This window comes from Marinomonas rhodophyticola (genome assembly GCF_026113935.1).
In the GTDB taxonomy this organism is placed as follows: Bacteria; Pseudomonadota; Gammaproteobacteria; order Pseudomonadales; family Marinomonadaceae; genus Marinomonas; species Marinomonas rhodophyticola.
This window is the reverse complement of sequence record NZ_JAPEUL010000007.1, coordinates 668,716-695,062: the sequence shown is the minus strand read 5'-3', so window position 1 is coordinate 695,062 and position 26,347 is coordinate 668,716. Positions and strand designations below refer to the sequence as shown.

The window sequence follows — 26,347 nt, the reverse complement described above, 5'->3', positions numbered from 1 at the left end:
AATTAGACCTGCTCCTTAAATTAAAAACTCAGCGTTTTGGGAGTAGTTTGATGGACGTGTTTCAATTTCAGAGCCTATAGTCACAAGGTTTTGAGTCGCCGCTCCTGAATGTCCAAGTAGCGAAATGTTTCCAGATGATGAGGTAATGCTAATAGAGCCAGTAGACAATGAAACCAAACTCGATCCTCCAGCGTCACTTCTAATAGTAAAAGATCCTTTTTCTATAGCATGTTCTTGGTAGCTACCAATTTCACGAACGTTATCAAGCCCAGTTAAATCGCCATTCCCAAAACGAATAAATGCCCCTCCAAACGTTAAAATGGTAAATGTCGTAACACCATCACCATCACCAAACCGTGCGCCATACTTTTTTAAATCAGCATCTTTTGTGGCCTGATTGACTAGACCATCTTTCCGCGCCAACGCAAATAAAATAGGATGTAAATCACGACGCAATTCACCACCGTCATATTGCATTTTACATGCACCGGAAATGAAAATGGGGACGTAATCAATCGACCAATTAAAGAAACCGGATTTCCAGTTTTTGGATTGATCTGTCCTGTCAGGTGTAATGATCCATCGATATAACACACGGTCGCTAATGCTGTTTCTATTAGCTGTGTATCGCTTGTTATACTTGCAACAGCTATAGGATCTAAACCATCAAATTTGATGGTTACTGTGGGTGCTGTATTTGTTGCTGATACGATAAAACTAAATTCGTCATAATCGTTTAGCTCTGTGATTGGAGTTACGCCTTCTTTGCTTATTAAAATAATATGGTTTTCATCTCCTAATACACTGAAAAACAGCTTTTGCCCCCGCAACCTATCTACGTATCTTTTTGCACTAGACAAAGCGGTATTTGCTTTTGATGTAGCATCTGATTTAGCCGTACTTAGCGTTTCACTTGCTTTGCTATCCGTGTAGTTCTTCGCACTATTTAATGTGCTATTTGCTTTTGTAGATGCATCGACTTTAGCAGAGTTTAACACTTCAGCCGATTTACTATCCGTGTAGTTCTTCGCACTAGATAAGGTGTTATTTGATTTCGTCGTTGCATCTGCTTTGGCTGAGTTTAATGTTTCAGTGGCTTTGCTATCCGTGTAGCTTTTCGCACTAGATAAAGCATTATTTGATTTCGTCGTTGCATCGGCTTTGGCTGAGTTTAATGTTTCAGTGGCTTTGCTATCCGTGTAGCTTTTCGCACTAGATAAAGCATTATTTGATTTCGTCGTTGCATCGGCTTTGGCTAAATTTAATGTTTCAGTTGCTGTGCTATCTGTGTAGTTCTTCGCACTAGATAAAGCATTATTTGATTTCGTCGTTGCATCGGCTTTGGCTGAATTTAATGTTTCAGTGGCTTTGCTATCCGTGTAGCTTTTCGCACTAGATATAGCATTATTTGATTTTGTCGTTGCATCGGATTTAGCAGAACTTAACATTTCTGCAGTCTTACTATCCGTGTAGTTTTTTGCACTACTTAGTGCACTATTTGCTTTAGCTGCGGCACCTTCGTCCGTTTCGTATTGCGGGTGAGGATCTCTGTCTTCGGAGTGCTCTTTTTTTAGATTTTCTAGGTCCGTAGGTGTAGCAAACTGCACAGAAGGATCAATTTTTATTTGAATTGAATCTGCATTACCCGGAATAAACTTGAGTCGGATGGTGTAGCTTTTGCCCTGCCCTTCTTCTAGCAGAGGCTTGTAATCCCCCGCCTGTCGAGCATAGGCATATAGATAGCCATCTTTGGTTTTAACACCCGCTTCTTTAATAAAAAACCACCATCGCTGGCTGGAATTTCTGCTCGGGCAATCCAGACATTAGAGTCTTTTTCATCTTTTTCTATGGTTAATCCATATTCGCGAACTTGATGTATCAAGTCGGTTCTTTCGGCAGGCGAAGCGGAATCGGCTAACGCACCATCCCCAATGACCAAAACAGCTAAATCAACGTGGCTGTTATTAAATTTTGCATCACGCTCAAGGCCAAAGCCTGTTTGCGTCACATAGGTTCTATAGTCGCTCATTTCTTGCTGGCTCCGATGTGGAAATGATTCGTAGGTGTTGGGCAATGCCCGTATGCGTTAATGCGTTAGACCCGCCACCACTTGGCACAAAGGGCGCGGAGGTGATGGTGACTCCGATCTCGGCGGCGACGGCAATGCGCGGCGAGGCAATCGACTCACGCGCCAGATCCATAACATAGGAATCTCGCTCTGACTTCATTTCTGTAAGAAGCTGATCTATTCGAGCATTGATCTCTGGCGTCAATACACGATCGGAAGCATAAACCCAAATTTGAAAGTAATACGGTTCTAACTCATTGGGCTTTTTAAACCATGGCGTAACATCAGCCCCAAAACCCATTTGCCCAAGTGCTTTAATAAACCCTGCTCGCGTACCGCTTAGCTGCCTGTTTCGCCATGCCTGTTGTGTACGATCTCTCTTGACTTGTTCGGTGTCTGTCGAGTCCCACACGGGTACTTGTCGATCAATTCCTAGTGTGGCAATTGCTTTAATTGGTGTTTTCTGTGCATCCAGCAATTCTGGGTATGGATGATCAATCGAGTACAGGGCTTCGCTCAAGGCAAGCTCTAATGCTCGCTCGAGCGGGCTGCGGTTATCCGGTAAAACACTATAGGTTTTCAGTGTTGACGGTAATTTGGACTGACTCAAGGTAAGGCGCCTCGTTGAATTGGCAACGCAATGGCTCTGTGGGTTGCAGTATGTCGCCTCGATGTAGATCCGGTTGTTTTTAGGAGCACGCTATACAACATAGACAGCTCGATACTGCCGCCCAGTCTGTGTTGTTGCTCGGCATACTCTCGCACGGCTTTTTCTGCGGCGGCTTTGACCATATCGGCATCGGGACTCCGTTCGGATATAAAGCACGGCTTCACAAGACCAAGGCTTGATGGTTGGCGCTTTGACGGTGAGTAAATCGGTCTCTTGGGCGATGTCGTCCCGCTGCATGTATTGCTGTGTTGCCGCAATCAATGCCTCAGCAGGGACACCGTTATTTGCATGAGCCAAGATGAAGCAATCCACTTCCCCTGGTGCAACGCGTCGTGCTTGAGCATCTTTTGTTTGTCCTGCCATCTCGTGCGGTTCGAATTCATATGTCACCACGACTTTGCTTTTACTTGGGCTCTCCACGGTGACTTTAGGGCGTCCGCCTAAGGTCATGGCGTTAAATCGATAACCCGACCGTGTGCCAGTTGTTGCTAATGCATAGGCGGCTAGGTAGTAACGTGTCAGTAACGCTTCGTTGCTTTCGACGGTCGGTGGCACTGGGGGAAAGGCGTTTGGGTCGCCTTCATCGATTATTTGCCGCTCTACCCCAAGTTGGCTGGCGATCAAATCCACCATGGCATCGTCGGTCGCATACATGCCAAACATCTGTAACGCCTGGGCGTTCATTTGCCTAAATTGGCTTTGCAATATGACGGTGAATGCCTCGGTGAACTTGGTTAACAACTCCGCTTCGTTTTCAAAGGTCTCACTCACACCTGCCACATCGTCCGGTGCGTTTTCTGACAAGTACGCCAGCACGCTTTGTTTAACCGTTTTGAATAGATCATCAAAATTTGGGGTGGTGATGATCTCCGGTTTAGGCAGTGGATTTTGATGGGGAAACATCTAACGGCACCTCAAATTTAATAGTCTGTCCATTCCACTGACCTTCGAAATATAAGGCCAATCCATTGGTTAATCGCTTGGCGACACAGCGCGACGGCACAAAGTCCGTTAGGCCGTTGATTGGTTCGTAAAAGGCGCCAATCGCAGCCGCTTGCAGACGAATAAGCATACTGTCGGCCATGTTTGCGCCCATGTATTGACGAACCTCACTCCCAAAGGTGGGGCGTTTTGCTCGCCCTACTTTGGGCGTAGTCATGACTTGGGTAATACGGCTCACAAGTTGATCGAAGCCATCTATCTTGCGGCCTGTTTTGCGGTCGATACCAACCATTAAGTCACCTTGTATGTACCTGCAGAAGATCCACCTTTAACCGGCACCTCTGCATTTTGAGTGATGTGATTCACAATGCCTTCCGCAAACGCCAACCACCAAGCATGCCCTGCGGCTTTGTCTGCTAGCGGTTGAAAACCTCTGGCTTGCATGGCGGATTCTATGTCTTTAGCGAGTTGTTCGGGATTGAGTGCCATGTTGAATACCTCTTTACCAGCGCTTATTTGCCAGCAGTGACGGTGGATGAACAATCAGCGTGGGGTAAGCCTGTTACCATGCATTTGTGCGCGCCGGTGACTACGCCAGTGCCTTTGTTCAGTTTGATCATGCTGCCGTCGACCGTGACTTCACCACCTGCTTTGACCTTGGCAGTTTTATCGACATTGACGACCACATCACCTTTCACCTCGACTTTGAGAAGGTGATTTTTCGCATGATAGGAAACGAGCGAACCGTCTGGATAAAAGCGGACAATCTCGTTTGGGTCGTTACTGGGCGCGGGGAAATCATCGCTAAATAACCCAATCAACGCGACGGTTTGGGTGCCGTTATTGCCTGCGCCGTAGTTAAGTAATACCGCCTGTTCGCCCACGGATGGACATCGATAATCTGACGTCTCGCCAGCGGCGTAAGCAAACCAACGAATAAAAGGCGTTTTAAGTTGGCCGTGCTGCACCTTAATCAAGTTGCCAGATTCGTGAACGGCTATCACTCGGCCAAGGCGAATGATGCTTTGTAGGCGTCGCCTTAGGTCTTCGGTTTCTTCACTTAGCTCTTCGATTCGATCAAGATACGGTTGCAACATATCCCGAACCATAGCTTCAATCAGTTGGCGCATTAGAGGCTCCGGTATTCGTCTTGGTCGTTTTCATTGGTTGGGTTGGTCGCAATGCGAATGCCGCTTTTAACGGCTTCAGGTTGCCAAGTGGATGCACCGAGATAGAGCTTTTGTTCCCAATTCACCACCCACGAATCGAAACCGCCACAGGTGTCTTTGCGAAAATTGCCAGGGTACGCCTCGACGTTAAATGGCTTCTCTAACACGGAACCTTTTAACCAAATGCCCTTTTCATAAACGAACTGGGATACAGCCACGGCAAACTCTTGGAGTTCCATTTGTAGATTTGGGACTTCACGGCCCAACACACAATGAATGGCAAACTGCGCCACGACGGGATAACGACCATCGCCAACATCTGGCGCTTTGGGCAGCTCTTCAATGTTGAGCAGGCAAGCTGGAGCGAGAGACTCAAGGTTTTCGCTTGGGTCGTAGCTGTCAATGGTGACTTTAGGGAAACGACCTTTTAAAGCATCGATAATGGCTTGGTGTACATCGCTTAAATTGATATTGGTTAGCACTCATTGCCCCTCGACGTTCATCGCAAAGTTGATTTCTTGCTTTAAGATTTGGCGAAAGCGCGCTTCGGCTCGCACGTGATAGCGTTCTATGATTGGTTGAGCGATGTCATTAATAAGGAAACGCTCTTCTTCGATGGGCAGTTCTGTCCATTGCCCATCGGCTCGCTTTGAACGCTTACCACCTGAGTCATTTTTGCGTTTGAATACGCCGCTGTGACCATTTTTCATGGTGGCGATAAAGGCGCCAACAAAATGATGCTTTCCCACTCTTACGCCAATGTCTGTTTGCTTGGGTTTGCCCAAGGCCGCTACGGATATGGGCGCTAATCCAAACCAAACATTCACCGTGCGTTGGCCGTTTTTGATGTAAAAGGTTTTGTAATAACGTGCTGCTAACACTCGCTGAGGAACCGACAAAGCCACTCCTAACTCACGTTTGGTTTGGGTCTCTAGCCAGCGCGCCACTTTCTTAAGCGTTCGCGTCACGGCTGTCTGAAGCTGACGGATAGACAGTTCTAATTGATCTTCTAACTCGGCAACACCTTCCCCTAAATCGATTTGTAGGTTCATACATTACCGCCAGTTGTGGTCTTTGTTTTGCGTCACTTTTAGGGGAAGCACGATTTCATATTCACCCTGTTGAAAGGGTAAAATCAGATAGGGAACGCCGTCTATTTCGAGGCGATCCCCCTCTTCGCAGGGGCAATGGTGGGGTGATACGCAAAAGGTCGCGGTGACCACATCAACATGCAATTGCCCTGCTGTTTTTGATTTCGACGTGGTGTTCACGTCGCGTTCAATGAATGAGAACGTCCCTGTTATGGTGCCTGTAGTACCAGTTTGCGATATCCATATCACGTCTTGCCCAAACTCTTTATCAATGTCGCTTTTGAGTGCGTCTAAGACAGCACGATGACTGAGATTCATAAGCGCCTCATAGGTCAAAAGATAAGGAGTTGGGAAAGAAAAAGCTCTGTTAGTTAGAGCTGTAGATTTCAGCTAACAAAGATGGATCACGAGCGATTGGCAAGTAAATCGCGCGGGAGCGGATTTCCAAGCCTTCGTCATGGTCCAGTTCTTTGGTCGTGATATGACACTCACGGGCTTTGGCGGAGCTGGCATGCAACACATCCGCTGGCGCGCGCAACATGCACCATAAGTCATTGACTCCAACTGGGTAAGAAGCGCCCTTTGTAGCCACTTCATCCGCTTCGTCGGCAATAAACTTAATACCACAAATGTTGATTTGACTTGGATCATCAGCGAAAGCCACCACGCGTTTTGCATGAATTTCATCACTGTAGAATTTTTTGATGCTGTCGTGGTTGAGGATCTTTTCAATCAGTTCCTGACCAATTCGGCACTCAACACCTTGCAGCGTTAAATGACCATGCTTTTTGGCATTATCGACCGTCTGCTTACGAAGTGCTTTTAACAAAGTAGGCACATCCGTTGTGGCAGTACCTAGCTTCAAGTCCAGCTTACGTTCTTCCACACCCAGCACTTTATGCAAATCAATCAGAACCGCGCCTTTTTTGTTTTTCACTTTGCCTTTCAATGCAGAATAGGCAGTAAATGCGGCAGTATAACGATGGTTGCTTTTGTGCTTACCCATATGGCTCTTGACCAAAGCCGCTAATTCTTGCGCTTTAATCTTCTTATCACGAAGTGAACCAATGCGTGACAGGTCACTAGGAACAATTCGCGTATCAAATGGATAACGAATCAAATGCACTGGTACTGCGTTCTCAGCATCGTGTTCGTCAATGTTTGGATTTTGGCCGATTTCACGGGCATCAAGACTTGAAGTTGTTTACCAGACTTCACAATCATAACAGTACGGTTTTCGACATTTTCCACTTTAAACATGTTTAAAACGTCAGTATCGATGTGAACCGATGCATTAAAACCCGCTGTCAGTGAGACAAGTGAAAACGCCTCGTGATCGAATAAATCTTCCATTACTGTGACCCTTTTTTGATAACAATGAATGCTTTTTCAAGCTGTTCTGTGATGGCCGCTTTGATCGGCTCCGTCACCCCGTCTGGCCATGCGATGTACAGCGTATTGAATACCGAATTCGCCCAGTAAACCTTGCCGCCGCCAGCATGAATGCCGTAAGCGTCGCTACCATCGTAGCCTTCCGCTGAAACATCTAGTGCCTCACCCTCTTTGGTGACAATGGCCCACTCTGGCTGATCCTTAGCAGCATCGATTTGCTTGATGCACAGCTCGCCACGCTCGTGGGTCCAGAGAAGAATTAACGAGTCGGAGACCTTATTTTTAATCTCTTGCATTACGCTTCCTCAATCAGTTGCAGCATGTCGTAGCTCTCTTCCTTGTGAGACTCCAAACCGCTGGTTAATGAAATGTCTTCGTCTTTTTTCGCGGCGGCTTCCTTCAATGCTTTTGCCGCGGCCTCTTCACTGGCGTTGTCTTGAATAAGCTGACCTGCCATTTCTGGAACACCAGCAGCTTTGGCAAGATGGTTAATCTTTTTCGCCAGCTCTGTTTGATTGTTCGCTTGGGCAAGGGACGATTGCTGTAACGCAACGATTTGCGCTTTTAGGTCGCTGGTTTCCGCTTCGTGGGCCGCGTTGATTTGTGCGACTATTCGTTTGTGTTTTGCATCTGTCATCATGGTATGAATCTCGTCCTCTGTTTTGATGCCATCAATTAGGCCGTGAGTGAGTAAATCGCGAGCGCTAAAAATCTTGGCTTGCAATGCTTGAACTTGAGTGGCGTCAACGCCTCGGTTTTGCGCCACCAATTGAAAAAAGGCATCGCCCAACTGGTTCACCATGACTTGGTGACGTTCGCGCTCTGCCTCACTCAATGCCAAATGCGGTGAACCGTCGGCTTTGGCTTCGCCTGTGGTGAAGTAAGTAATGGTCTCTTTGTCGTTATGGATTTCACGACGGCCAAAGATCACACCAATGGAACCCGCCATGCTGTGTGGGCTGGCATATAGCTCAGTACAAGCGCAGGCCAAGGCATAATTGGCAGAATAAGAACCACCATTGATGAAGCCAATCACTGGCTTAATCGCGCCAATTTCTTTGATCAAGTTAGCCAGATCAAAACAACCCGACGCTTCACCACCGGGGCCGTCGAATTCGACGAAAATACTCTTCACCGAATCATCTTGAACCAGGGCGTTGAAGCTTTGCCGCAAGTCTCGGTAAGACAGTATTTCATTACAATGCGCGTCTAAGCCATTGAAGCGGTGCGAGGTGGGACCAAAGACCGACAAGTGACAAAAGGTGTCGACTCGTCCGCTTTTTTCGCCGCCTAAAAACAGGCTTGGGTTCTGGTAAAACTGTTTGAGTAACTCAAAGTTGGCTTGATGAGCGTCAATCGTCATCATCATCGGGGAGTTCGTCATCAACTGCAGAAGATGCCGCATCGTTTATTCCTCTTGATTGTTTCGCTTCTTGGCTTCGTTGAACGCCATCCAAATGTTTGTCGAGTGTTTTGCCGCGACTGTTCGAGACTTCTTCCAATGATGTGATGTCGTTTTGAACTTCTAACACCAGCGCCTTAGCGGCTTTGAGTGGGTCAATTTCTTCCCATTCTGGCCAAATCCATGTGGGGTTGAGATAGGTGTAAGGGTTCTCAAAATAGTTTGGCAAACTCTCGGATGTACCTAGATGGAGTGCATCAATAAACCAGCCTAAAATCCGGTTAAACGCAGGGCCTAAAACGATGTCTCGTAATTGCCCAACTAAGCGGCGATGGTTGATCATGCCCGCACGAATACTGGAGTAGTTAACTTGCGTTAAATCCCCCGTTAACATTTCGTATGTGATGCCCAACAGCCCCGCAATCATTCGCAACACTTGGTTGTTATGCTCTTGATAGTTGCCTGCAATCTCAGCGGGTGACGCGGTTTTAATCTCTTTCACACCATTCAAGAAGGTCACACCACCGGCATTATGCACAAGGCGTTGAGGCGTTCTTTGGCTCGCTGGGCCGCTTGCGGTTTGGCTGACTTCGTTTTCTTTCAAGGCAAAGACTTGTTGGCCAACGCGCTTCATCCGAGACTTAATCTCGACGGTTTGGTTGTCTTGGTATTGCTTGGCGAAGTCTGCACCAGGAGAAATCCAAGGCTGTGCCGTGCTTTGCGAAACATGCACCACATCACGAAGATGGATCACGTCTTCAGCGGGTATCCAATTCACCGAGTCTTCGTCAAAGTCTGGGTGATCTCGTGGCAGTTTGTAAAAAGCGTACTTTTTCACTTTGCCGTTTTTGGCGTACATGATGCCGCCACGAACGTAACTCCCTGACCCTGTTCGCTCTAAACCAATCGCCAGACTTAACGGGCTAACGACCTGTATTTGCAAAGGTATGCGGTGCAAGGTTCGACGACGCACAATGAACGCGCTGCCATCCAGTAGCATGGTGATAACGGCTAAGGCTTGTACGCCTGCAAAATTGGTGTTTTCGTAAAAGTCACAATAAAGCGTCCATTCCTCATAACTTTGAATGAAGGATTCACTGAACAATTTAGGATCGAAAACCGGCTTTGCACCGCCACCGATACAGCTTGCACGAAAGCGAGACGCCCCCACTCGCAACAAGGGATTATTGCGAATAAGGTGATGGCTAGCGGTGATTTCTTTTAAAAGAACGTTTTCGCTTTTCTCGTTATCATGCAGCTCAGCGCCTTTGAATAAGGGCGATTTAGCAACACTGGAATAACTCAAAATACCACCTCAACATCGACGCTTTCCATCAAGGGAACAGACTGCAAATCACTGATCATTTGACGCTCTAACGAACGTAACTCGGACAAGCTCACGTCTGTGTATTGCATGGAAGTACGCCCACCTTGCGGATTGGTGTATTCCACGCGCACTTTGCGCTTACCTTGCACTAGGTCGGTTATCGCTTGCTGGACGATTTTTAAGTTGTCATCAGTAGAATAGATCGTCATCAGTAGTCTCCATAATCTGACGTTTCGTAATAATCGCCGTAGTCAGTTTCGATAATATCGTCTGTGATTTTGTGGGCGTTTGGATCAATCAAGCCAAGCGGCTCTTGGGGTGACGCGTCTTGTATTTCGGGTCGTAAGAAGTCGTAAAGCCACAGCACGTAAACGAGCAAATCCCAAGGCTCGTTGCGCTTTTGATCGGGCTTTTTGTCCCACTTCACATTGCTGCCACTGCCTTTCAATTCCTCGGCAGTCAGCATTTGGAAATAGACCAAATCGAACACATCGTTTACGGGGAAATGGATAAAGTTCTTACCCGGCATTTCGTTGTTTAAACGTTCTGCCGCGCGGTTTTTAAGTTGATGAACGTTAAGGCTGCGATACTCACATCGTGCTTCTGGGTGAACCTTGTAGGTGAGTGTGAATTCAGGTTTGAATTTGGTTTTTGCATTCCCTTCCCCACGAATGGCAAAAATCCAACCTTGATATGGGGCGCAAAATTCCAGCATGGCTTTCCACGCATGGCCGTTACAGTCCATGGCCGCCGCAAACACGCCAATGGTTCGCCCATCGGATAAGGTGAATTCGGTTTCTAATTCGCGGATGAGGTTTTGCTGGGTCGAAACATCTTCAGGGTCACCATGGATTTTGCCATAGTGAATTGCCCACATTTCGCCACGCTCACCAACCGCCCAAAAGTGATAATCAAAGCGATTCTTTTGGGTATCGATCGTCGCCAAAACACAGCGCACTTGTTCAGGCAAAGACTCCATTGGCGAGTAGTATTCTCGCCGCTTATACAACTCTTCGAAGTTGTTAAGCTTGTGCGCCCGTGATGCGTCCGAGTACTCCACGCCCACCTTCGTATTCATGAAGGTTTGCATTTTGCGTGGGTCTTTTTTCGCCTTGTCGTATTCGGCGGCAATCGAAGGCAACGATGTGTTCGGGTTGTCGTTGTAGGCCGACCAAATATGAAAGCCCGCGTCTATTTTGCCGCGCTCGTTGGTGTCGCCCGGTTCGCCACATTTGCAGCACAAAGCGGAGCCGGTTTCGTCCCATCGTTCTGGCGTTTGATGAACGCCACAGCATTCAAACTCTCGCGTGGCGCGCCATTCCCCCGCCTCCACCATGTTGAATTTATGGTGCTCTTCAATCTTGCCGCTGCAATGAATGCAGACGAAATGCGCGTCTTTGTAATTCTTTGGCGAGTATCGGAAATTCTCTAACTTTAAGCGCTGCTTGAAATCGCAATGAGGACAAGGCACATACAAATAACGCTGATCGGTTCGCAAAAACTCGCGGGTGATCTTACAAGTGCCTGCTTCTTTTGGTGTGGAGCCAAGAACAATCTTGCGTTGTCCTTCACTCTCAGTACGCGTAATAGCCAGATCAATCGAATCACCTTCTTTGTCAACGTTATCTGGATAACCCGATATCTCATCCATAAAGAGATATTTTATCGTCACCATCCTGAAGCTACTGGCAGACGTGGCCCAAACAACGGACAAATCACCACCAAAAAAGCTCTTCTCGGTTGAGGTGTTTTTGCCGTACAACTTAGACATCACTGATGAGCAGTGATTAAACACCTTACCTATCTCTTTCGTAGCGAACTTTTCCGCATCGCCTTGCGTGTTCTGAACAATCATGATGTTGCCAGGATCATTCGATACCAGCCACGCCACCGACGTGTTTATGAATATGGCGTAACCAACACGCGCACTTTTAGACAGAACGATTTTTTCAATATAAGGCGATTCAAGCGCAAGCAACCAAGCCTTTTGAAATGACTTTGGCGGGTATATCTGAGCATCGGAATTATAGTTTTCCTTACTCCACGGTATTAACGGTATCTTCTTCGGCGGGGACGTAATGCTTAGAATATTTTTCGAGAATGCTCTCGATAAGCGACGGTAATTCATCATTTCCAAGCTCGTTCAAACTGTCAAAAGCACCTTCAACCACCTGCTCAATGGATTTCACCTCTTTTGGTGTAAGCTTTAAGCGTTTTTGTAACTGATTCGGCACGTCTAAAAGCTGCCTTCTAAACATAGAAAGTGGGCCATTTACCAACTCCAACAAGGCGTCATATGGCACTAATTCACCGCTTTCACGGCCATTTTGTAGATGGAGTTTTATTGCCGCCTGCTTTTCCTTCTCTTTTTTCCAATCTTCGAGGGTTTTTGGCTGTTGTGTATTTCTTCTAGTTCCCCCGATTCCCTACCTCTATTAGCCTTCATGTGACGTATCTTTTCAGATTGATATTTCACATAAGAATGAACAGATTTCTCAACATCAATTTTCCCCGAAGCTAGGTAAATCAATTCATAGCCATCTTTAACATGGTTTCGAATTGTGCGATCAACAATGCCAAGCGCACTTGCAAGTACAGTTATTGAGCCTCATTACAAAATATTCTCATTTAATCGAAAAAGTGGATAAAACCGGAATAGGAATAACAAGTTATTTTCTGAAAAATTTCTGTGACCCCGCGAGTCTTAGACCCGCAGAAAAAAGGCCCCCATACAGAGTACCTTTTCTATACAAATCAACAACTTAAACAAAATTAAAGACATTAACCTAACGGTCAGGAATGACGTAAAAACAGCCTTTTTTGAGCGTTTTTTCTCAAAATACACATTGGCTGTTTTTGTCACGGAAAACAGCTCTATCAACAGCTAACAAAAACGAGCCAAATTGAGGGGAAATTCAAGATTCGTTCAGGGCCTTTTTTACTTCCTCAACAAGCTTATCATCCAGAGTATTGCTGCTCTTTTTTGTCAGGAATTCGGCCACATGTAGGAATACGGCAATTAACACCTTTTCAGTGACCAATTTAGTCAGTAATGTCTTCAAAATGGCTAGTAAAATCGTGCTCATACGTATTGCTCCTTATCGATTCCGTACAGCTCAAACGGAAAGTTATTGACGAACTCATGCACCGTTCCAGCGCCATGAATTGTGTTGTAGTGATCTTTCCAGTATGCCCCTAAAGCCTTGATATCATTGGCTTCTGGCAGTTTCTCTGGTCTTCGATAGTAGTGGACACGACACATCGCAATGGCATATCTGAGGTTCCAAATAAGCGCAACATGATCAGGCCAACCGTTCACATCATAGGATTCATCAACACTATCAGACGTCATCATCAACAAAGCGTGTCGGATTGGTCTCTTATACTTGATGAAGTTCAACCAAAGATCTTTGTGCGTAGCTGGCTCCATCTGAATCAAGCCAAGTGCTGGGCCTTTCCCTAATTGCTTCAGATACGAACCGTGGGACTCCTGGGCAATCGTCCCTAACACAAGCTGTTCAGCGGCTAATGAATACATTCCCAGCTGCTGTAACGCAGGCACCACAACGTATTCACGTAATTGAGATAGGTTTAAACTCATGACAGGCTCCGCTTGAATCGATTGATAAATAGTTTGATTGCTTCATCACCCATCAGCCCCGCTACACCCGACATAAAGCCTGTCATCGCTGGCGGCATGTTCATCGACGTGCACAAAAAGAACGTCAACATGCCCAAGAAACCGCCAGTAAAAACCGCGATAAGCATATGAATTAATGAGAATTTTTTAGAATTTTGCTGAAAGTCACGAAGATATTTCACAGCCCCACCTAGCACACCGACCATGACGAATGCCGCTGTTTGTAGGAGGCTCATCCGGTAGGAATTTCATATGGTGCGTCCAGTCCAGAAACGAAAAAGCCCCGCAAAAAGCGAGGCCCAGAAATGACAAAGCCCCGCACTTGGCGAGGCCTGATAAGTTGTGTTGCTGTCAGATACAAAACTAACAGCGTGGAGATACTTTAGCGCCTAATTCCCTGCCTCGCAAGCCTTGCGCGCGCAAAAAGCAAAATGTCGTTCTCTTCTTATGAAAGCGACATTTTATGGTTAAAGCCTTGTATTTATTGAGCTACAGCAAAGCGGCTTCACAACTCAATGGCGGCATGTTGGCGGCAAATCACAGGTGTTTTTTGATAAATATGTTTTGTTCAGGCACAAAAAAACCACCCGAAGGTGGTTCGAAGATCATTATCGAATCTTATTTTTCAACAGATTGCCAATGTACTGATAATACCGGAGGGGAACATCTAAATGACCCTTCATCAGTCGTAACCACCATGCCAACGCTATACTGCATACCATTGTGGACACAACGCTGATCTGATGAATCGTTAGAGGTTGTTACCGTCGGTTTCGGTGACAACTTAATCGTTTCGGCCTGAACAGGTACATTTAGAGACATAATACAAACGGCAACCAATGTTATTTTTTTCAACATAAACATTCCTATTTTAAAAAGTAATTATATGAATATCACAAACAACTGGATATCCATACAGTTTATATATGCAGTATTTTTATTTTCAAGGCGCTTCAACTAATTAATCCTACCTAGTCATTTAGCATGGCGGCGATAGATGCTCACACTATTTTGAACTATGCGAATTAACATAGTTTCCGATTTTTCGACCAGAAATGAGGCGATATGAAATACAACCCTCCTTCGCCAACATGGAATTCATAACTGTTCAAAGGTATATTACTCGGCTTTACTCTTGATAAATTGGGACGAGGAATGCGGAGAAAGATAGACGAGGTAGCTAAGTGGAGGCCGTTTACCGATGCAAACGGCCAAGTATACGATCTTAGTCACCTAGACGCCCATGAAGCGACCTACTCCGATATCATAAACGGGAAAAAAGAAACCTATACCTTTGTAGTTTCCTACTCGTTCCACTGCTTTGCAAAGGACTACCCTCATCAAACAGAAGCGGAAAAAGCGGATCTGATGTACCACACCCTAAAAAGAAAGCAGGCCGTTTTGCTTTGTTCGATATGAATTATCAAAAAAGTATTTGAGACAAATTGTTGATGCCTTTGGAGACAAAAAAACCCGCATAGGACACGCAGGTTATGGAAGCTATGCCTCTGTCACTATCAACACAGAGGAAGAAGGGCAAATCATCTATTTCGTGCCCTTTAAGATGTACCGAGAGAAAAAGTTAATGAGGATACACATTACCAGTGCTTATCCTGAGGACGTGATGCCCAAGCTGGATAAGGTGAACTTTTTCAACATTGCGAAGAATCTTAGGTTAGGAAAACCGCTTCCCAAACCCCAGAAATAACAAAACCCGCCTAAAAGCGGGTTCCGTCGAGCATTGATCCAAATTTTGAGCCTATGCCCGATATTCAGAAAGCCTTTACCGAGTTGCCCTCGACCTTTTACGGTAGCCGGATGTGTGATGTGACTCACTCTGCTGCATCCATATGACATCTCTGTCAATGAATTAATCTTAGCGCCCCTATAAACATATTGCAACAACTTAAGAATGCTATCCTTCTCCGAAGTGTCGGCCTGTGGCGCTTTTCACTCGTTTGATAGTGTTGTTTGCCCAGCAGATTGATTTCCGATTTTTCGGCCAGAAATGATCGATCAAACACGCTAATTAGGTCATTTTTTTTCCTTAGGTCGAATTAAGCGCCATTTTTTGCTACTAAAACGTGGAAACTTGCCTCAATTTTGTCCCTACAATAGGTTCCTCACAAAATTACCATGAGGAAAATAAATAATGCGATATCTAAAAATTTGTCTAATCGTCATAGCATGCACTGCAACTGTACTATTTATAAAATTTGATGGTTTACATTGGATAAATGACCACTGTTATAAAAACCATACCGCATTTGAGGCAATGGCGAGCAACAGTGGACCACTCTGCCGCTAAACAGTGCCAAGGGGCTTTCGCCCCTTGTTTTCCTTCCCTGTTCTAACCCTCCCCAAAGTGTCGGCCTGTGGCGTTTTTGACGCGTTCGATGGTTTGGTCAACCCATGCGGGGTTGGTTTGGATTCTGGCGAGTTGTTGTTGGTAGTTTCGGATGATTTGGATCATGGCCATGATGTCGACTACGCCATAAGTAAGTCAAAGTTTTCACATAGCCGAAAAGTTTTTAACACAAACGTTTAGTGTAACACCATGTAATCGACCGTTCCCGCATCAAAAATCAAAATACAATCCCCATTCAGATAAGGATACATCATGAAAAGCACACTTAATTTAACTCAAAAGATAAATTTATTTATGCTTACCGCACTAATATTGATGGCGCCATACAGCTATGCAGACAATCTCGACTCCCCCAACAGAGAGCATGCTGCTATTTATATAATGACTCTTATAAATGCAAAAAATGAAGATATGCTCAATCAACCTTTCTATGTCGGTCAAGCAAGACAAAAAGGGTTGACTATCGATCAAATGGTTTGGAATCGTGTATCAGCCCACATGGGTGAACAAAAATTTATAGATGCATTGAAAAATAGTGGCGCAAAAAGCTGGCAATACTATATCCAATCTTCAAATGACATTGATGGATGGACGGCACTAGAAACAGATCTAAATGAGCAAGCCTATATTACAAACTATTGTGAAAGCAAAGACTTAACTCACAACCCTCCTCTTCTCAACTCAAGAAATGAAATATCTCAACAAAAAGCAAATAACAACTGGGCTGCCTCTAAGTCAGAGACCAAATACTTAGTAGATTCAGCAATATCAGGAAACGGGCCTAAGGCTGTGACAAATCCTCTCACTTGTTTCACAAAATAGCATTTTAAACACAAGGGGCTTTCGCCCCTTGTCCTTCCCTGTTCTAACCTTCTCCAAAGTGTCGGCCTGTGGCGTTTTTGACGCGTTCGATGGTTTGGTCGACCCATGCGGGGTTGGTTTGGATTCTGGCGAGTTGTTGTTGGTAGTTTCGGATGGTTTGGATCATGGCCATGATGTCGGTGGCGGATACGACGGCGATGCTTTCTGTGATGCCTAAGGATTTGGCGACATCGTTAATGAGTTTGAGTTTTTCGTCGTCTTGGATCGGGCTGGGTAAGGTTTGTTGCATCGGTTCGGGTTCTGGCTGTTGGGCTTGGTCGAAGGCGCGGATGACTTCTAGGTTGAACTTCGGGCTGATCCACATGGCGTAGGCGTACACCAATTCTTTGCAAACATAGGTTCCTCTATTTACTCCTCCATGAACCGTATTTACTCCAAGCACCAAATTTGGTGCTTGCTCAATTTCTGCAATTAATTCTTGAGTTTGAGCATTACGCATGAAGCGAAAAGGTGCGTGTTTTTTATCACTGCCAGCCGCTTTATGAAGATCATTAAGGGAATACAATCCGTCGAGTGTGCGGATGTCTTTTGAAGAAATAGTAATATGAGCCATCAGTGGCCTCCTTTGGTTTGGATAAACCACCCAAACAAGGTTCCAATCTTAGTAAAGGTGGTGGGTCTAAATCAGGTTGGAACTACCGCCCAAAGGTACGGCCCAGCCGAAGCTGGCCTAACAAAGACCCACCATAACAGGCGAATCTCGGCCACAAAAAAACACGCGGTGCGTGTTTTAGGCCGCTTTGGTAAAAACGAGGTTCCAATCCCGACACTGGATTTTGCCAGTGCAGGGAAATAGTAGATCAGGAAGACAGGGAGGTCAATACAAGAAAATAAGGATGCTGAATTGCATATGTTGACTTACCTGTCAAAAAAAACTAAGATTAATTTTATACGAAATTTTGTATATTTTTATCTCATGAATAGTAGGTTAGCATTATGGAAAAATTACATTACTCCAACATATTCGAAGCAATAGCAGACGATCAAGCTGAAGCGGCAGACCTTGAGTTTCGTGCAGATATGGTGCTTGTACTCAGAAACTACTTCAAGGCTCAAGAGTGGACTACGGCTGATATTATGCAAGCACTTGATATACCACAACCAAGAGTCAGTGAGCTTACCAGTGGGAAGGTATCTAAATTTTCGGCAGACAAACTGATTCGATTTTTGGCTAAAGTTGGCTACCAAATCAAGCCTTCCATGAAAATCAAGAAAGATAAAACTGTTACATTCAAATGTACAACCAAAGACTTAAGCGCTGCATAAGCAGCGCTTACTTAATTAGCTTGTAACGCTCTTTGGCCGTATTCATAGCCTTTTTATCTACTCCATTAGTGGTTTTTGAGAAGGAATGTAATATGTATACGGTGTCGTTATATTTCGCACAGTAGATAGATCTAAATGCAGGACTGCCATTTATTTTTAGCTCTATCGCGCCTTTACCAACACTTTTACCTATGTGCTCAAAATCGGTAAGTGGATCCTCTCCTTGTTGTACTGCATTGATACTGGCACCAAACTCCACTTGAATTTCTTTAGGTAACTTTTTGAACTCTCTTTTTGCTGCTTCGTTAATAAAATCAAAAGATTTCAAATTCCCGACCTCACTCAATATAAATCTAAAATGTCATTTTTCGAATAATATATTCAAAACAAAAAATCTTCAAGCATATTAAACAAAAAAGTATTAAATTAAATAAATAGCAAACCAACCTCTTCACAGACAAAAAGACAAAAATTTAAACAATTGATTTTAATAGCTTTTTTCGATATCACCAATCCATAAATTAATTGCCTTTAATATTAACCCATTACCTTTAACATTAATCTATTGCCTTTAATATTAATCTATTACCTTTAATATTAATCTATTCCCTTTAATATTAATCTATTACCTTTAATATCAATCCATTAATCTATTTTCTTAAAATTATATTCTTCCCCCACTCCCCCAACGCTTTGCGCATCTGTTCTCTCGAATGGGTGTGCATGTAGCGTTTGTCCAGTCCGTCCCGTTCGTGGTTGAGTAGCATTTCCCCAATCACCCAGTCGATGCCCATGTCTTGCCAGCTGTCGCGGGCGAGTTTGCGTATGTCGTGGCTGGTGAACTTGATGCCGACGTCGTCGCTGAGGCTTTGATACCAACGCTCTATGGTGCGTGTGGTGATGGGTTTGATGCCTTTGACGCTGAATATATAGGTGCCACGCTTGGGCAGGCTGTTGATCAGGTCCATGGCGTGTTGGGTGATGGGCAAGCGGTGCTCGGTGCCGTTTTTGGTGTTCTCTGGCGGTAGATACCATTCTAATTGGGTGGGCGAAAAGTGTTTCCATTCGGCAAGGCTGGTTTCGCCTTCGCGGGTGGCGTGTAGCAATTGCGTCATGAAGAAGACGCGGCGCTGTTTTGGTTGCTTATTAATAGCAGCGAGTAACGCGGGTAAGTCGTGGGGCTTGAGTCGCCCTGGTTGGCTGTCGGGCTGGGAGGTGGTGAAGCTGCTAAGCGTAATGTTTTTGGTGGGGTTGCTGGCAATGAGGCCGAGTCTCATGGGCGCGGGTGAAGGCGGTTTTCAGGGTGCCAAGCACGCCTTTTATGGTGGATAGTGCGTAATCGCTTTGCATGGGCATGTAGAGCTGTTTGTACAATAAGGGCTTGTCGATGTCGTTGAGTCGCACTTGGTCGAGCTGGCTGAGTAGATGGTTGCCTATGTAGCTGGACGAGGTGGACACGTAATCCGACGAGTAGGTTTTGTCGGCGTCGATGTGCTGCATGTACCACATTAAGACTTCACCGCCTGTTTGGAAAGCGGACACGGTGAGGCTGGCTTCCCGATCGGCCAAGGCGTTGGCACGTATGGCGGGAAGTTCGGCAAAGAGGGTTTTGGCGGTGACGGCTGGCCATTTGGCAAGCTTGGTGCGCTGGCGCTTTTTGCCTTTGTAGACGACATCGTAAAAGGTGCCACCCGTCCGCGCCGCGTTGATGTGAAATTCAACACGGCGCGCATCGTAGAGGGAACGCTTGTCTGTTTTCAGGGCGGCTTTGATGGTGGTGTCGGTGATCTTGGTGGTGCCTTTGGTCATGCAATGGCCCTTAGCTGTTCCTCTGTGAGTCTTGCGGCCAGTTCGGTTTGCAGCTTGAGCAAGAAGCGTTTGCGCCCTTCTGCTATGTTGTTGGCAAAGGTCTTTTCGCTTGGTGTGGCATGGGCGGGGCCAAGGCGTAGTTCGGCAGCGAAGGTAGGCAAGGTGGCGGCAATTCGGGCATTGGTAAGCGGTTTGCCTTTGATGGTCTTGCGCCCTTCTGCCAGCACCGCAGCAAATAAGCAAAGCTTTTGCATTTGTGACAGGTCACAAAAGAGCCAATCAAAGCCTTTGTCTTTGACGGATAAGGCGCGGATTTGTTTGATCATCGCGGCGTTGCTGTCGCCACCACCGCCAAAGGTGGGCGTGATGCCCAGTTGAGCGGACTCACAAATTCGCCCTGTGTTGCCCACGCCAGACCAACCCGCGTCGGCTGAACTGGATATGAGGTACGTTACTTGATCGTTCACGATCCGCCATCCTAGCGCTCCTAATGTGTTGGGTTTGTCTCGATTTAGCCAGCGCATTGTTTATTGATTCCTATATAAAACGTGGTCGGTTGGTTTGAAACCTTGTTACTATTTCTCAAACACCCACAGGTCGTGGGTATGCGTTTTTCATGATTTCTGAGATTCGAATGGGGTTCGTGATTTGATCCCAATCATGAAACTCAATATTCACTAATTCCCATAACCCCTCATCCTTCACTTTTAGAAAGACGTAGGCTCCTTTAAAAAAATAAATGTAATTACAGTCACGTGGCGCCTCACTCCAGCTAGCAGTAACCTCAGAGCCATCGCCAAAATGATAGCGGATTAAGTTTTCTAGACTCATGTCATCCCCCTTAATAAATCTTTCAACTGACACACTCCCCTCTGTCCAGTAGCGCATTCTTTTCAAACCAAAAAACGACAGGGTTGTCATTCGTTTCGATCAATCCGAAACGCTCTCCAGTTCTAAAATTGACAGAAGACCTTCTAGCCCTATCAATCTGTTGTGCTATCTCATTTCTGAACTGTTCGACAGAAAAACAGCCTTTGAACAAATTGCACGGAGCGCACGCAGGCACCATATTATTAATATGATCAAGATGGGGTTTATGGCATTCGCCCGTCTGACGCACCTCAAATACATATTTATTTTTTCTTTCTTCTCGTGGCACAGCCTCGGTAAGACGCTGTATTGGCTCAATATGATCTGCATGCCACCCTTTTTTCGGTAGTTCTATTCCGCAATACCAACAATATCCTCCTGACTTATTCCAAACGGCTTGTCTTTCTCTTTTTGATAAAGCCATCTACCCTCTCCCCAACAATGCTTTAAGATCCCCAACCCGCTCACGGCCAAACACTCGACGACGTAATAGCTCGCTTTCGCTGATTTTCTCGCCGTATTGCTTGGGTTGAATAACGTCTCGTTTGAATCGCTCGCCACGCATCCACGCCTTGCACACGTCCTTGTAAACCTTGGCAAAGGCTCTTTGGCCTGCCCCTGTGTCGCGGCGGCGTAGCTTGCTGAAACCAACTCGTCGCCCTGCTTCGTAGACCGTGTCGTGGCTGGGTTTCCAGTGCGCTAGGTCGTGGGCGTTGTTGGCGGCTTCGAAATACGCCGCGTCGGTTGCTGGGAATTCATCAAACAAATCGTACATGGTTCGCTCCTACCAATCGGTGTCGTGAATGTCTGTCAAACTGTCGCTAACTTGCTGCTTGGCCACGGCTGGCGGCGTCGGTCGCTGTGCGGCAAACTTCATGGAATTACGCATCCACAACCTCCAAGCCGCGATCCAATCAAGCATCTTCGAGTCCCTTCGCTTGGTGATAATCTAAAAACTTATTCGTCTCGACCCGCCAGTCATTCGTGATTTGGTTTTGTGCGAGCCAATCGAGCATTCGCTGATCGACCAAGAACTCATCCGGAACGCCAGAAGCACGTTTTGGTTTTTTGGGTTTGGGCGGAACGACCAAAGAATTAGGATCATTGGTTTTTGTATTACTAGTAATATAATTAGTCGGATTTTTTTCCGAGGTTTCTCGGATAATTTTCCGAGGTTCTTCGGAAATATTTCCGTCCTCTGGATAAATTTCCGCTTCGTTACTTTCAGGTTCTCGGATATTTTTCCGACCTTCGGAAGTGCCCGTGTTATCTGGGATTGGGGCGTTTTGGTCAATAGCATTCCAAAGCTTACCTTTCGTTGTTAGCGCGATGTATTGGTAATGCATCTTGTCTTTTATAACGACCTTCAGCTTAATGATTCCAAGCCTCTCTAGGCTCTTCAAATGGCGAACGATGGTGTCTTCCTTATCTGTCACCATAGGCAACTCAGACAGCAGCTTAGACTTGGCAAACCAGTAATAGATTTCACCATCCATTAAGGTACCATCCGCCCAAGAAGACGCTTCACACACAACCGACAGCACAGCGCATTGGGGCAAATTAAGCCCCCATTCCAGTGCTCTAACTTGGTTGATGTATAGGCTGTATCTCATGCCCTACCCCTTAATCTGCTTCATGCTGTGCTGTAATACCGATTCACGAAGCTGCATAAGCGCCTCGATGGCTTCGGTGATTTCGCGCTGGCATTGCTCTTGTTCACGCATGGTCAGCTCGCCGTCTTCCATGGATTTATGGATCATCGCCAACACATCGCCGTGTTCTTTGCCGGCTTTCAGCACAGATTCCAGAATGCCCAGCGGTGCGGCTTGCTTCGCCTTAATGCTTAGCTCCATGCCCATAGCGCGGTAGATAGCGTGGTTGCCCGTAATCAACTGCAACGCCACGGCCTCACGCAAAGACATCTTGTGCGTTTCCGTTTGCGGGTTTGCCTTGTTGATCAAGACTTGATGCCCTACGCCCATCAGCGGCGCGATTTGCTTCGCGGACAGCTCCGAGTTGTGCACCGTGTCGTAAATGGCTTGGTCGATGTGATCCATTGTTTTCTCCTGATAAATACAAACGTGTGCAAACCTTGAAGCCACGTTTTTAATGTTTTACATTCGGTATTCCATTACTCAGAAAGCAAGGAAAGCGCATGAATATTGAGATCTACACAAAAACTGATGCCCGAGTGAAAACCATCGAAAATGTAAAAGGTCCTATTCCACGCACAGGTGAAATTCTGTCTCTAAAGCAAGATCCCGACTTAGTGGAAGACGTTGATGAATTCATCGTCAAAGAGGTCGAATACGTTTTAAAAAACAATGAACTAAGCCCCATCATCAGATGCGTTCCTTACTTTGGCCGCCATTCCCGAGCCTTCGTTATTGAAGACTTCGGTTGGAATGGGAACCCTTGATAACTGTTTAAGGAGCTGATCCAGCATTTCACCAGTAGCGTTTAACTGGTGAAATGCGTCTGTTTCACTTAAACCAGCATTACGCAACTGGCCAGTGGTTCCCCATAGCTGCACTCGTAACTTAGAAAGAGACTCCTGCACTTCGCCTAAACTGCACTTATGCTTACTCATTGTTTTCTCCTGATAGATAACGAGCTAATCCCTACGGTTCATTGCAATGTCTTTCTTGGTGAGGATTCCATCCCAGATGTGGTCGAAGACACGAGGCGTTATGTATTGAAAAGAAAGCCCGTTGAGAACTAATTCTGTTGCCTCTTTAGTACTCACAAGGTGCTGATAAAAATGCGTGCCTTGTAAGTTTGAATATTCAAGTGACGCTAAAGCGGCATCACAAGCCTTTTTAAGATCACTGATATCGCCAATCACACTGGTGATATCAGGTGCTGGAAGGATTTTTCGTGCTCTACTTTTGTGCTCACTCATTGTTTTCTCCTGAAATAACTAAACGTGTTCTGATTAAAAATCGTTCGCTAAGCTGATTTGGTATAAAGCGCTGGGTCGTACCTCAACGCGCCGTTGGTCAGCTTCTCGATTCGGAGGGCTTGCTTCTCAGGGATTACAACACCCCATTGAGAAACAGAGCTTTGTGAAATTTTTAAAAACTCTGCAATCCTTGTCGCGCTACCAAAGTGATCAATCAATCGTTGTTTGAGCATGTCTCGTCCAATCTGCAATTTAAGTTTTCCTAATATTAATGTCTTAGGAAAACTTAAGTCAAGATAACTTAAGATTACTTACATAATTTTTTTTAGGATTCCTTAAATGAAGACTTTAGGATTACGTATTCGTCAAAAGCGTAATGAGCAGAACATCACGCAATTGCAGCTCTCAAAATTAGTGGGGGTTTCTCACGTGACTGTCTCTCAATGGGAAAGTGATACAACCGCGCCAAAGGGAGAAAACTTATACAAGCTTGCTCAGATACTAAAAACACAAGCCAACTGGTTGATATCAGGAATTGACTCTCAGCATGAAAGTAATGTTGTCGTCGCACCATTGGCACCCAAGACCAAAAAACTACCTGTTATAAGCCATGTGCAAGCTGGGGCTTGGACAGAAGCTATAGATTACATGGCTCTAGGTGACGACATTCAATGGGAAGAAGCCCCATCCTCTGTAGAGGAAAATGCTTTTTGGCTTAAAGTCATTGGTGATAGCATGACGGCTCAAAGTGGCATTAGTGTTCCTGAAGGTAGTTTGATACTAGTAAACCCCAACATACCTGCAGAAAATGGGAGCCTAGTAGTTGCTAAATTGGATGGTACCGATGAAGTCACTTTCAAAAAACTAGTGATTGATGCAGGGCAAAAATATCTAAAACCTTTAAATCAAAGCTACAACCCACTGCAGATCAATGGCAATTGCAGAATCGTAGGTGTAGTGACCGAATCAAAATATAAGTTTTAAGCTCACCTCTCTCATACACTAAACCTGCCAATGCGGGTTTTTCTTCGACAAAATATTAAGTTTTCCTAAATTTTGTTTGACATACCGTTTAAGTTTTACTAAGTTACGACTTAAGCAAACTTAAATAACCAAACCAAAGGACAGGAATCATGTTAATTCTAACTCGCAGACCGCAAGAAGCCATCTACATTGGCGACACCATCAAAGTCACCATTTCTAGCATCAAGGGCAACCTAATCCGTGTTCGCACAGCCTCACCAGAGCTGCTTGTCGTCACTCGTAAAGTGGGTGAATCCATCAACATTGGCAAAGACATCAGAGTGACGCCCTTAAGCATTAAAGGCATGCAAGTGCGTTTGGGCATCGAAGCGCCAAAAGACATCAGCGTCCACCGCGAAGAGATCTACGAACGCATTCAGGCTGGGGTAACTCAAGAAGCCACAGCCAACTAATAAGGAGAGTTACCATGCCAAATCAAAATCAAGAATTTACACCAAGCACCAACCCAATGACCGATACAGCGCAAGATATCTTTGCCACTGTTCTTAATCAGCGTCTTCAATCTGGTGTGCTTGAACAGGCTATAACCAAGAAAGTTGACGCATTAATTGAAGATGTAGCAAGTGATGTGTTTAGAAGTTATGGAGACGTAGGAAAAGCACTTAAAGAACAATTCAGTAAGGCAATCATGCCCACGCTTGAAAGCATGGGAGATTTACCAACCTATCACGAATTTGTCTCTAATCGCCTTAAGCTTGCAGCGCAAAACTTCTACGACAATCGTTTAACGGAAGTAATGGATGCAGAGCTAAAAGAGATCATGAGTGAACTACCTGAAGAAATCACTCTATCTTGGCTTGTTGAACAGATAGTTAAAGAAGCACAAGAGTATGAAGACGAGCCAGAGGGTGAAATTACTCTAATTATTGAAGAACGTAGATATGGCAGTTTCATCAATATCTATTTAGATAAAGAAGCTGGCAAAGAAAAAAGAGAATGTGATTATGACCTTCACTTGCACCAGAACAAGGAGACATCGAAGTGGGAAATAATAGGACTTCGAGTTGATGGTCGAGAGGCTGGCGCACAACTAAGTATTGGGAATTTATACAACACCGACAAGATTCTCTTCAACATCTACGCCATGAAAGGCCAGATAAAACTTGATCAAGGTGATGATGCTGACGATTACGAAACCTCTTGGTCAAACTGGGATTAATAAGCGTCATTTTCAACTATGAGCACCAGCACACAACGCAAGCAAGCCCAACGAGAAAGAGAAAAAGCCTTCGACATCAAGCGTGTCGAAGTGCCTTTATCAGCAACAGAGCGGCAAATGCTAGCAGAAGGGTGCGAGTTTCGAGGCGGTTACACCGCATCAGAATACATCGCCACTCTCATACGAAGAGATTACGAGCGCATTCAAGAGATCAAGAAGACATTAGGCGATTGCCAGTACTGCAACCGCCCTCTTCCTCAAGGATGCGAACGATTACACAAAGGCCATAAAGATTGCTTTCACACACGAGAAGCACGAAAACTTTCTTTGTGACCTGTCACAACAT

At 45.5% G+C, this 26,347-nt stretch carries 42 protein-coding genes and 2 pseudogenes; 8 read left to right on the top strand and 36 right to left on the bottom strand.

The window, feature by feature from the left end:
• Positions 1–15 precede the first annotated feature (15 nt).
• The 22 genes and pseudogenes from ONZ52_RS12100 to ONZ52_RS11995 form a co-directional block, all read right to left on the bottom strand.
• On the bottom strand, positions 16–456 hold the full coding sequence (locus ONZ52_RS12100) for a hypothetical protein (RefSeq protein WP_265218879.1): 441 nt from the start codon (positions 454–456) through the stop codon (positions 16–18).
• Entirely contained in the window at positions 402–1,607 is a 1,206-nt protein-coding gene (locus ONZ52_RS12095) for a hypothetical protein (RefSeq protein ID WP_265218877.1), read from the bottom strand. The genes ONZ52_RS12100 and ONZ52_RS12095 overlap by 55 nt, the downstream gene beginning before the upstream one ends.
• Before the next feature lie 45 nt (positions 1,608–1,652).
• A pseudogene (locus tag ONZ52_RS12090) lies at positions 1,653–2,029 on the bottom strand (phage tail-collar fiber domain-containing protein); the annotation flags it as partial.
• Entirely contained in the window at positions 2,016–2,678 is a 663-nt protein-coding gene (locus tag ONZ52_RS12085) for a phage tail protein I (RefSeq protein WP_265218875.1), read from the bottom strand. The gene ONZ52_RS12085 and the pseudogene ONZ52_RS12090, both read right to left, overlap by 14 nt.
• 90 nt (positions 2,679–2,768) lie before the next feature.
• Positions 2,769–3,641, bottom strand: a complete 873-nt coding sequence (locus ONZ52_RS12080; RefSeq protein WP_265218873.1) for a baseplate J/gp47 family protein — start codon at positions 3,639–3,641, stop codon at positions 2,769–2,771.
• Positions 3,613–3,972 carry a hypothetical protein gene (locus ONZ52_RS12075; RefSeq protein ID WP_265218872.1) on the bottom strand — a complete coding sequence of 120 codons (360 nt, stop codon included), beginning with the start codon at positions 3,970–3,972 and terminating at the stop codon, positions 3,613–3,615. The genes ONZ52_RS12080 and ONZ52_RS12075 overlap by 29 nt, the downstream gene beginning before the upstream one ends.
• Positions 3,972–4,169, bottom strand: coding sequence for a hypothetical protein (locus tag ONZ52_RS12070; protein ID WP_265218871.1), 198 nt, complete (start codon positions 4,167–4,169; stop codon positions 3,972–3,974). The genes ONZ52_RS12075 and ONZ52_RS12070 overlap by 1 nt, the downstream gene beginning before the upstream one ends.
• A gap of 23 nt (positions 4,170–4,192) precedes the next feature.
• Positions 4,193–4,810, bottom strand: coding sequence for a phage baseplate assembly protein V (locus tag ONZ52_RS12065; RefSeq protein WP_265218870.1), 618 nt, complete (start codon positions 4,808–4,810; stop codon positions 4,193–4,195).
• Positions 4,810–5,331, bottom strand: coding sequence for a hypothetical protein (locus ONZ52_RS12060; protein WP_265218869.1), 522 nt, complete (start codon positions 5,329–5,331; stop codon positions 4,810–4,812). The genes ONZ52_RS12065 and ONZ52_RS12060 overlap by 1 nt, the downstream gene beginning before the upstream one ends.
• Positions 5,332–5,901: a hypothetical protein gene (locus tag ONZ52_RS12055; RefSeq protein ID WP_265218867.1), complete on the bottom strand. Its 570-nt coding sequence runs from the start codon at positions 5,899–5,901 to the stop codon at positions 5,332–5,334.
• Positions 5,902–5,904: 3 nt separating this feature from the next.
• Positions 5,905–6,258, bottom strand: a complete 354-nt coding sequence (locus ONZ52_RS12050) for a head-tail joining protein (protein WP_265218866.1) — start codon at positions 6,256–6,258, stop codon at positions 5,905–5,907.
• A gap of 49 nt (positions 6,259–6,307) precedes the next feature.
• Positions 6,308–7,060 (bottom strand): major capsid protein, encoded by a 753-nt coding sequence (locus tag ONZ52_RS12045; RefSeq protein ID WP_265218865.1) that lies wholly within the window; start codon positions 7,058–7,060, stop codon positions 6,308–6,310.
• On the bottom strand, positions 7,057–7,293 hold the full coding sequence (locus ONZ52_RS12040) for a hypothetical protein (RefSeq protein ID WP_265218864.1): 237 nt from the start codon (positions 7,291–7,293) through the stop codon (positions 7,057–7,059). The genes ONZ52_RS12045 and ONZ52_RS12040 overlap by 4 nt, the downstream gene beginning before the upstream one ends.
• On the bottom strand, positions 7,293–7,628 hold the full coding sequence (locus tag ONZ52_RS12035) for a hypothetical protein (RefSeq protein ID WP_265218863.1): 336 nt from the start codon (positions 7,626–7,628) through the stop codon (positions 7,293–7,295). Before ONZ52_RS12035 ends, ONZ52_RS12040 begins: the two co-directional genes overlap by 1 nt.
• Positions 7,628–8,737, bottom strand: a complete 1,110-nt coding sequence (locus ONZ52_RS12030) for a S49 family peptidase (RefSeq protein WP_265218862.1) — start codon at positions 8,735–8,737, stop codon at positions 7,628–7,630. The genes ONZ52_RS12035 and ONZ52_RS12030 overlap by 1 nt, the downstream gene beginning before the upstream one ends.
• Positions 8,685–10,040 (bottom strand): phage portal protein, encoded by a 1,356-nt coding sequence (locus ONZ52_RS12025; protein WP_265218861.1) that lies wholly within the window; start codon positions 10,038–10,040, stop codon positions 8,685–8,687. Before ONZ52_RS12025 ends, ONZ52_RS12030 begins: the two co-directional genes overlap by 53 nt.
• Entirely contained in the window at positions 10,037–10,270 is a 234-nt protein-coding gene (gpW, locus tag ONZ52_RS12020; RefSeq protein ID WP_265218860.1) for a gpW family head-tail joining protein, read from the bottom strand. The genes ONZ52_RS12025 and gpW overlap by 4 nt, the downstream gene beginning before the upstream one ends.
• Positions 10,270–12,039, bottom strand: coding sequence for a phage terminase large subunit family protein (locus ONZ52_RS12015; RefSeq protein ID WP_265218857.1), 1,770 nt, complete (start codon positions 12,037–12,039; stop codon positions 10,270–10,272). Before ONZ52_RS12015 ends, gpW begins: the two co-directional genes overlap by 1 nt.
• 58 nt (positions 12,040–12,097) lie before the next feature.
• Entirely contained in the window at positions 12,098–12,364 is a 267-nt protein-coding gene (locus ONZ52_RS12010; RefSeq protein ID WP_265218856.1) for a hypothetical protein, read from the bottom strand.
• 612 nt (positions 12,365–12,976) lie between these two features.
• On the bottom strand, positions 12,977–13,147 hold the full coding sequence (locus ONZ52_RS12005; RefSeq protein WP_265218854.1) for a hypothetical protein: 171 nt from the start codon (positions 13,145–13,147) through the stop codon (positions 12,977–12,979).
• Positions 13,144–13,662 (bottom strand): hypothetical protein, encoded by a 519-nt coding sequence (locus ONZ52_RS12000; protein ID WP_265218853.1) that lies wholly within the window; start codon positions 13,660–13,662, stop codon positions 13,144–13,146. Before ONZ52_RS12000 ends, ONZ52_RS12005 begins: the two co-directional genes overlap by 4 nt.
• Positions 13,659–13,937, bottom strand: coding sequence for a phage holin family protein (locus ONZ52_RS11995; RefSeq protein ID WP_265218852.1), 279 nt, complete (start codon positions 13,935–13,937; stop codon positions 13,659–13,661). Before ONZ52_RS11995 ends, ONZ52_RS12000 begins: the two co-directional genes overlap by 4 nt.
• A gap of 919 nt (positions 13,938–14,856) precedes the next feature.
• Between ONZ52_RS11995 and ONZ52_RS25605 the strand changes: the two genes are divergently transcribed.
• Positions 14,857–15,120 carry a hypothetical protein gene (locus tag ONZ52_RS25605; RefSeq protein WP_487349003.1) on the top strand — a complete coding sequence of 88 codons (264 nt, stop codon included), beginning with the start codon at positions 14,857–14,859 and terminating at the stop codon, positions 15,118–15,120.
• Positions 15,101–15,409 (top strand): annotated as a pseudogene (locus tag ONZ52_RS25600) (hypothetical protein); the annotation flags it as partial. The gene ONZ52_RS25605 and the pseudogene ONZ52_RS25600, both read left to right, overlap by 20 nt.
• 642 nt (positions 15,410–16,051) lie before the next feature.
• Here ONZ52_RS25600 and ONZ52_RS11990 read toward each other — a convergent pair.
• Positions 16,052–16,180: a hypothetical protein gene (locus ONZ52_RS11990; protein ID WP_265218851.1), complete on the bottom strand. Its 129-nt coding sequence runs from the start codon at positions 16,178–16,180 to the stop codon at positions 16,052–16,054.
• Positions 16,181–16,321: 141 nt separating this feature from the next.
• Here ONZ52_RS11990 and ONZ52_RS11985 point away from each other — a divergent pair, with 141 nt between their 5' ends.
• The gene (locus tag ONZ52_RS11985; protein WP_265218850.1) at positions 16,322–16,891 is read left to right on the top strand and encodes a hypothetical protein; all 570 of its coding nucleotides are present in this window, start codon (positions 16,322–16,324) and stop codon (positions 16,889–16,891) included.
• A 43-nt stretch (positions 16,892–16,934) separates the two neighbouring features.
• Here ONZ52_RS11985 and ONZ52_RS11980 read toward each other — a convergent pair whose 3' ends face one another.
• Complete coding sequence (locus ONZ52_RS11980) at positions 16,935–17,504, bottom strand: KilA-N domain-containing protein (RefSeq protein WP_265218849.1); 570 nt, start codon at positions 17,502–17,504, stop codon at positions 16,935–16,937.
• 383 nt (positions 17,505–17,887) lie between these two features.
• On the opposite strand from ONZ52_RS11980, the gene ONZ52_RS11975 reads away from it, so the two are divergent.
• Entirely contained in the window at positions 17,888–18,217 is a 330-nt protein-coding gene (locus ONZ52_RS11975; RefSeq protein ID WP_265218848.1) for a helix-turn-helix domain-containing protein, read from the top strand.
• 7 nt (positions 18,218–18,224) lie between these two features.
• On the opposite strand, the gene ONZ52_RS11970 is transcribed toward ONZ52_RS11975, so the two are convergent.
• The 12 genes from ONZ52_RS11970 to ONZ52_RS11915 all read right to left on the bottom strand — a co-directional run bounded on the left by ONZ52_RS11970 (position 18,225) and on the right by ONZ52_RS11915 (position 24,031).
• Entirely contained in the window at positions 18,225–18,545 is a 321-nt protein-coding gene (locus ONZ52_RS11970; protein ID WP_265218847.1) for a type II toxin-antitoxin system RelE/ParE family toxin, read from the bottom strand.
• Positions 18,546–18,867: 322 nt separating this feature from the next.
• Complete coding sequence (locus ONZ52_RS11965; RefSeq protein WP_265218845.1) at positions 18,868–19,494, bottom strand: tyrosine-type recombinase/integrase; 627 nt, start codon at positions 19,492–19,494, stop codon at positions 18,868–18,870.
• Positions 19,445–20,026 carry a hypothetical protein gene (locus tag ONZ52_RS11960; protein ID WP_265218844.1) on the bottom strand — a complete coding sequence of 194 codons (582 nt, stop codon included), beginning with the start codon at positions 20,024–20,026 and terminating at the stop codon, positions 19,445–19,447. The genes ONZ52_RS11965 and ONZ52_RS11960 overlap by 50 nt, the downstream gene beginning before the upstream one ends.
• Entirely contained in the window at positions 20,023–20,550 is a 528-nt protein-coding gene (locus ONZ52_RS11955) for a hypothetical protein (protein ID WP_265218843.1), read from the bottom strand. The genes ONZ52_RS11960 and ONZ52_RS11955 overlap by 4 nt, the downstream gene beginning before the upstream one ends.
• Positions 20,551–20,608: 58 nt before the next feature.
• The gene (locus tag ONZ52_RS11950; protein ID WP_265218842.1) at positions 20,609–20,857 is read right to left on the bottom strand and encodes a hypothetical protein; all 249 of its coding nucleotides are present in this window, start codon (positions 20,855–20,857) and stop codon (positions 20,609–20,611) included.
• 22 nt (positions 20,858–20,879) lie between these two features.
• Positions 20,880–21,320 (bottom strand): HNH endonuclease, encoded by a 441-nt coding sequence (locus ONZ52_RS11945; protein WP_265218840.1) that lies wholly within the window; start codon positions 21,318–21,320, stop codon positions 20,880–20,882.
• Positions 21,321–21,671 (bottom strand): hypothetical protein, encoded by a 351-nt coding sequence (locus ONZ52_RS11940; RefSeq protein WP_265218839.1) that lies wholly within the window; start codon positions 21,669–21,671, stop codon positions 21,321–21,323. It abuts the gene before it with no gap.
• Between the two features lie 139 nt (positions 21,672–21,810).
• On the bottom strand, positions 21,811–22,509 hold the full coding sequence (locus ONZ52_RS11935) for a hypothetical protein (RefSeq protein WP_265218837.1): 699 nt from the start codon (positions 22,507–22,509) through the stop codon (positions 21,811–21,813).
• A 3-nt stretch (positions 22,510–22,512) separates the two neighbouring features.
• A complete protein-coding gene (locus tag ONZ52_RS11930; protein ID WP_265218836.1) occupies positions 22,513–22,953 on the bottom strand; it encodes a phage regulatory CII family protein in 441 nt (146 codons plus the stop codon).
• Positions 22,954–23,225: 272 nt separating this feature from the next.
• Positions 23,226–23,486 (bottom strand): hypothetical protein, encoded by a 261-nt coding sequence (locus ONZ52_RS11925; RefSeq protein ID WP_265218835.1) that lies wholly within the window; start codon positions 23,484–23,486, stop codon positions 23,226–23,228.
• Positions 23,487–23,510: 24 nt separating this feature from the next.
• Positions 23,511–23,798: a hypothetical protein gene (locus ONZ52_RS11920; protein ID WP_265218833.1), complete on the bottom strand. Its 288-nt coding sequence runs from the start codon at positions 23,796–23,798 to the stop codon at positions 23,511–23,513.
• Between the two features lie 47 nt (positions 23,799–23,845).
• Positions 23,846–24,031, bottom strand: coding sequence for a Cro/CI family transcriptional regulator (locus ONZ52_RS11915; RefSeq protein WP_265218831.1), 186 nt, complete (start codon positions 24,029–24,031; stop codon positions 23,846–23,848).
• 106 nt (positions 24,032–24,137) lie between these two features.
• Between ONZ52_RS11915 and ONZ52_RS11910 the strand changes: the two genes are divergently transcribed.
• The 4 genes from ONZ52_RS11910 to ONZ52_RS11890 all read left to right on the top strand — a co-directional run bounded on the left by ONZ52_RS11910 (position 24,138) and on the right by ONZ52_RS11890 (position 26,334).
• Positions 24,138–24,782, top strand: coding sequence for a LexA family protein (locus ONZ52_RS11910; RefSeq protein WP_265218829.1), 645 nt, complete (start codon positions 24,138–24,140; stop codon positions 24,780–24,782).
• Positions 24,783–24,931: 149 nt separating this feature from the next.
• Positions 24,932–25,234: a carbon storage regulator CsrA gene (gene csrA / locus ONZ52_RS25400; protein WP_428981170.1), complete on the top strand. Its 303-nt coding sequence runs from the start codon at positions 24,932–24,934 to the stop codon at positions 25,232–25,234.
• Between the two features lie 14 nt (positions 25,235–25,248).
• On the top strand, positions 25,249–26,001 hold the full coding sequence (locus ONZ52_RS11895; RefSeq protein WP_265218828.1) for a hypothetical protein: 753 nt from the start codon (positions 25,249–25,251) through the stop codon (positions 25,999–26,001).
• Between the two features lie 18 nt (positions 26,002–26,019).
• Entirely contained in the window at positions 26,020–26,334 is a 315-nt protein-coding gene (locus ONZ52_RS11890; protein ID WP_265218827.1) for a hypothetical protein, read from the top strand.
• Positions 26,335–26,347: the final 13 nt, after the last annotated feature.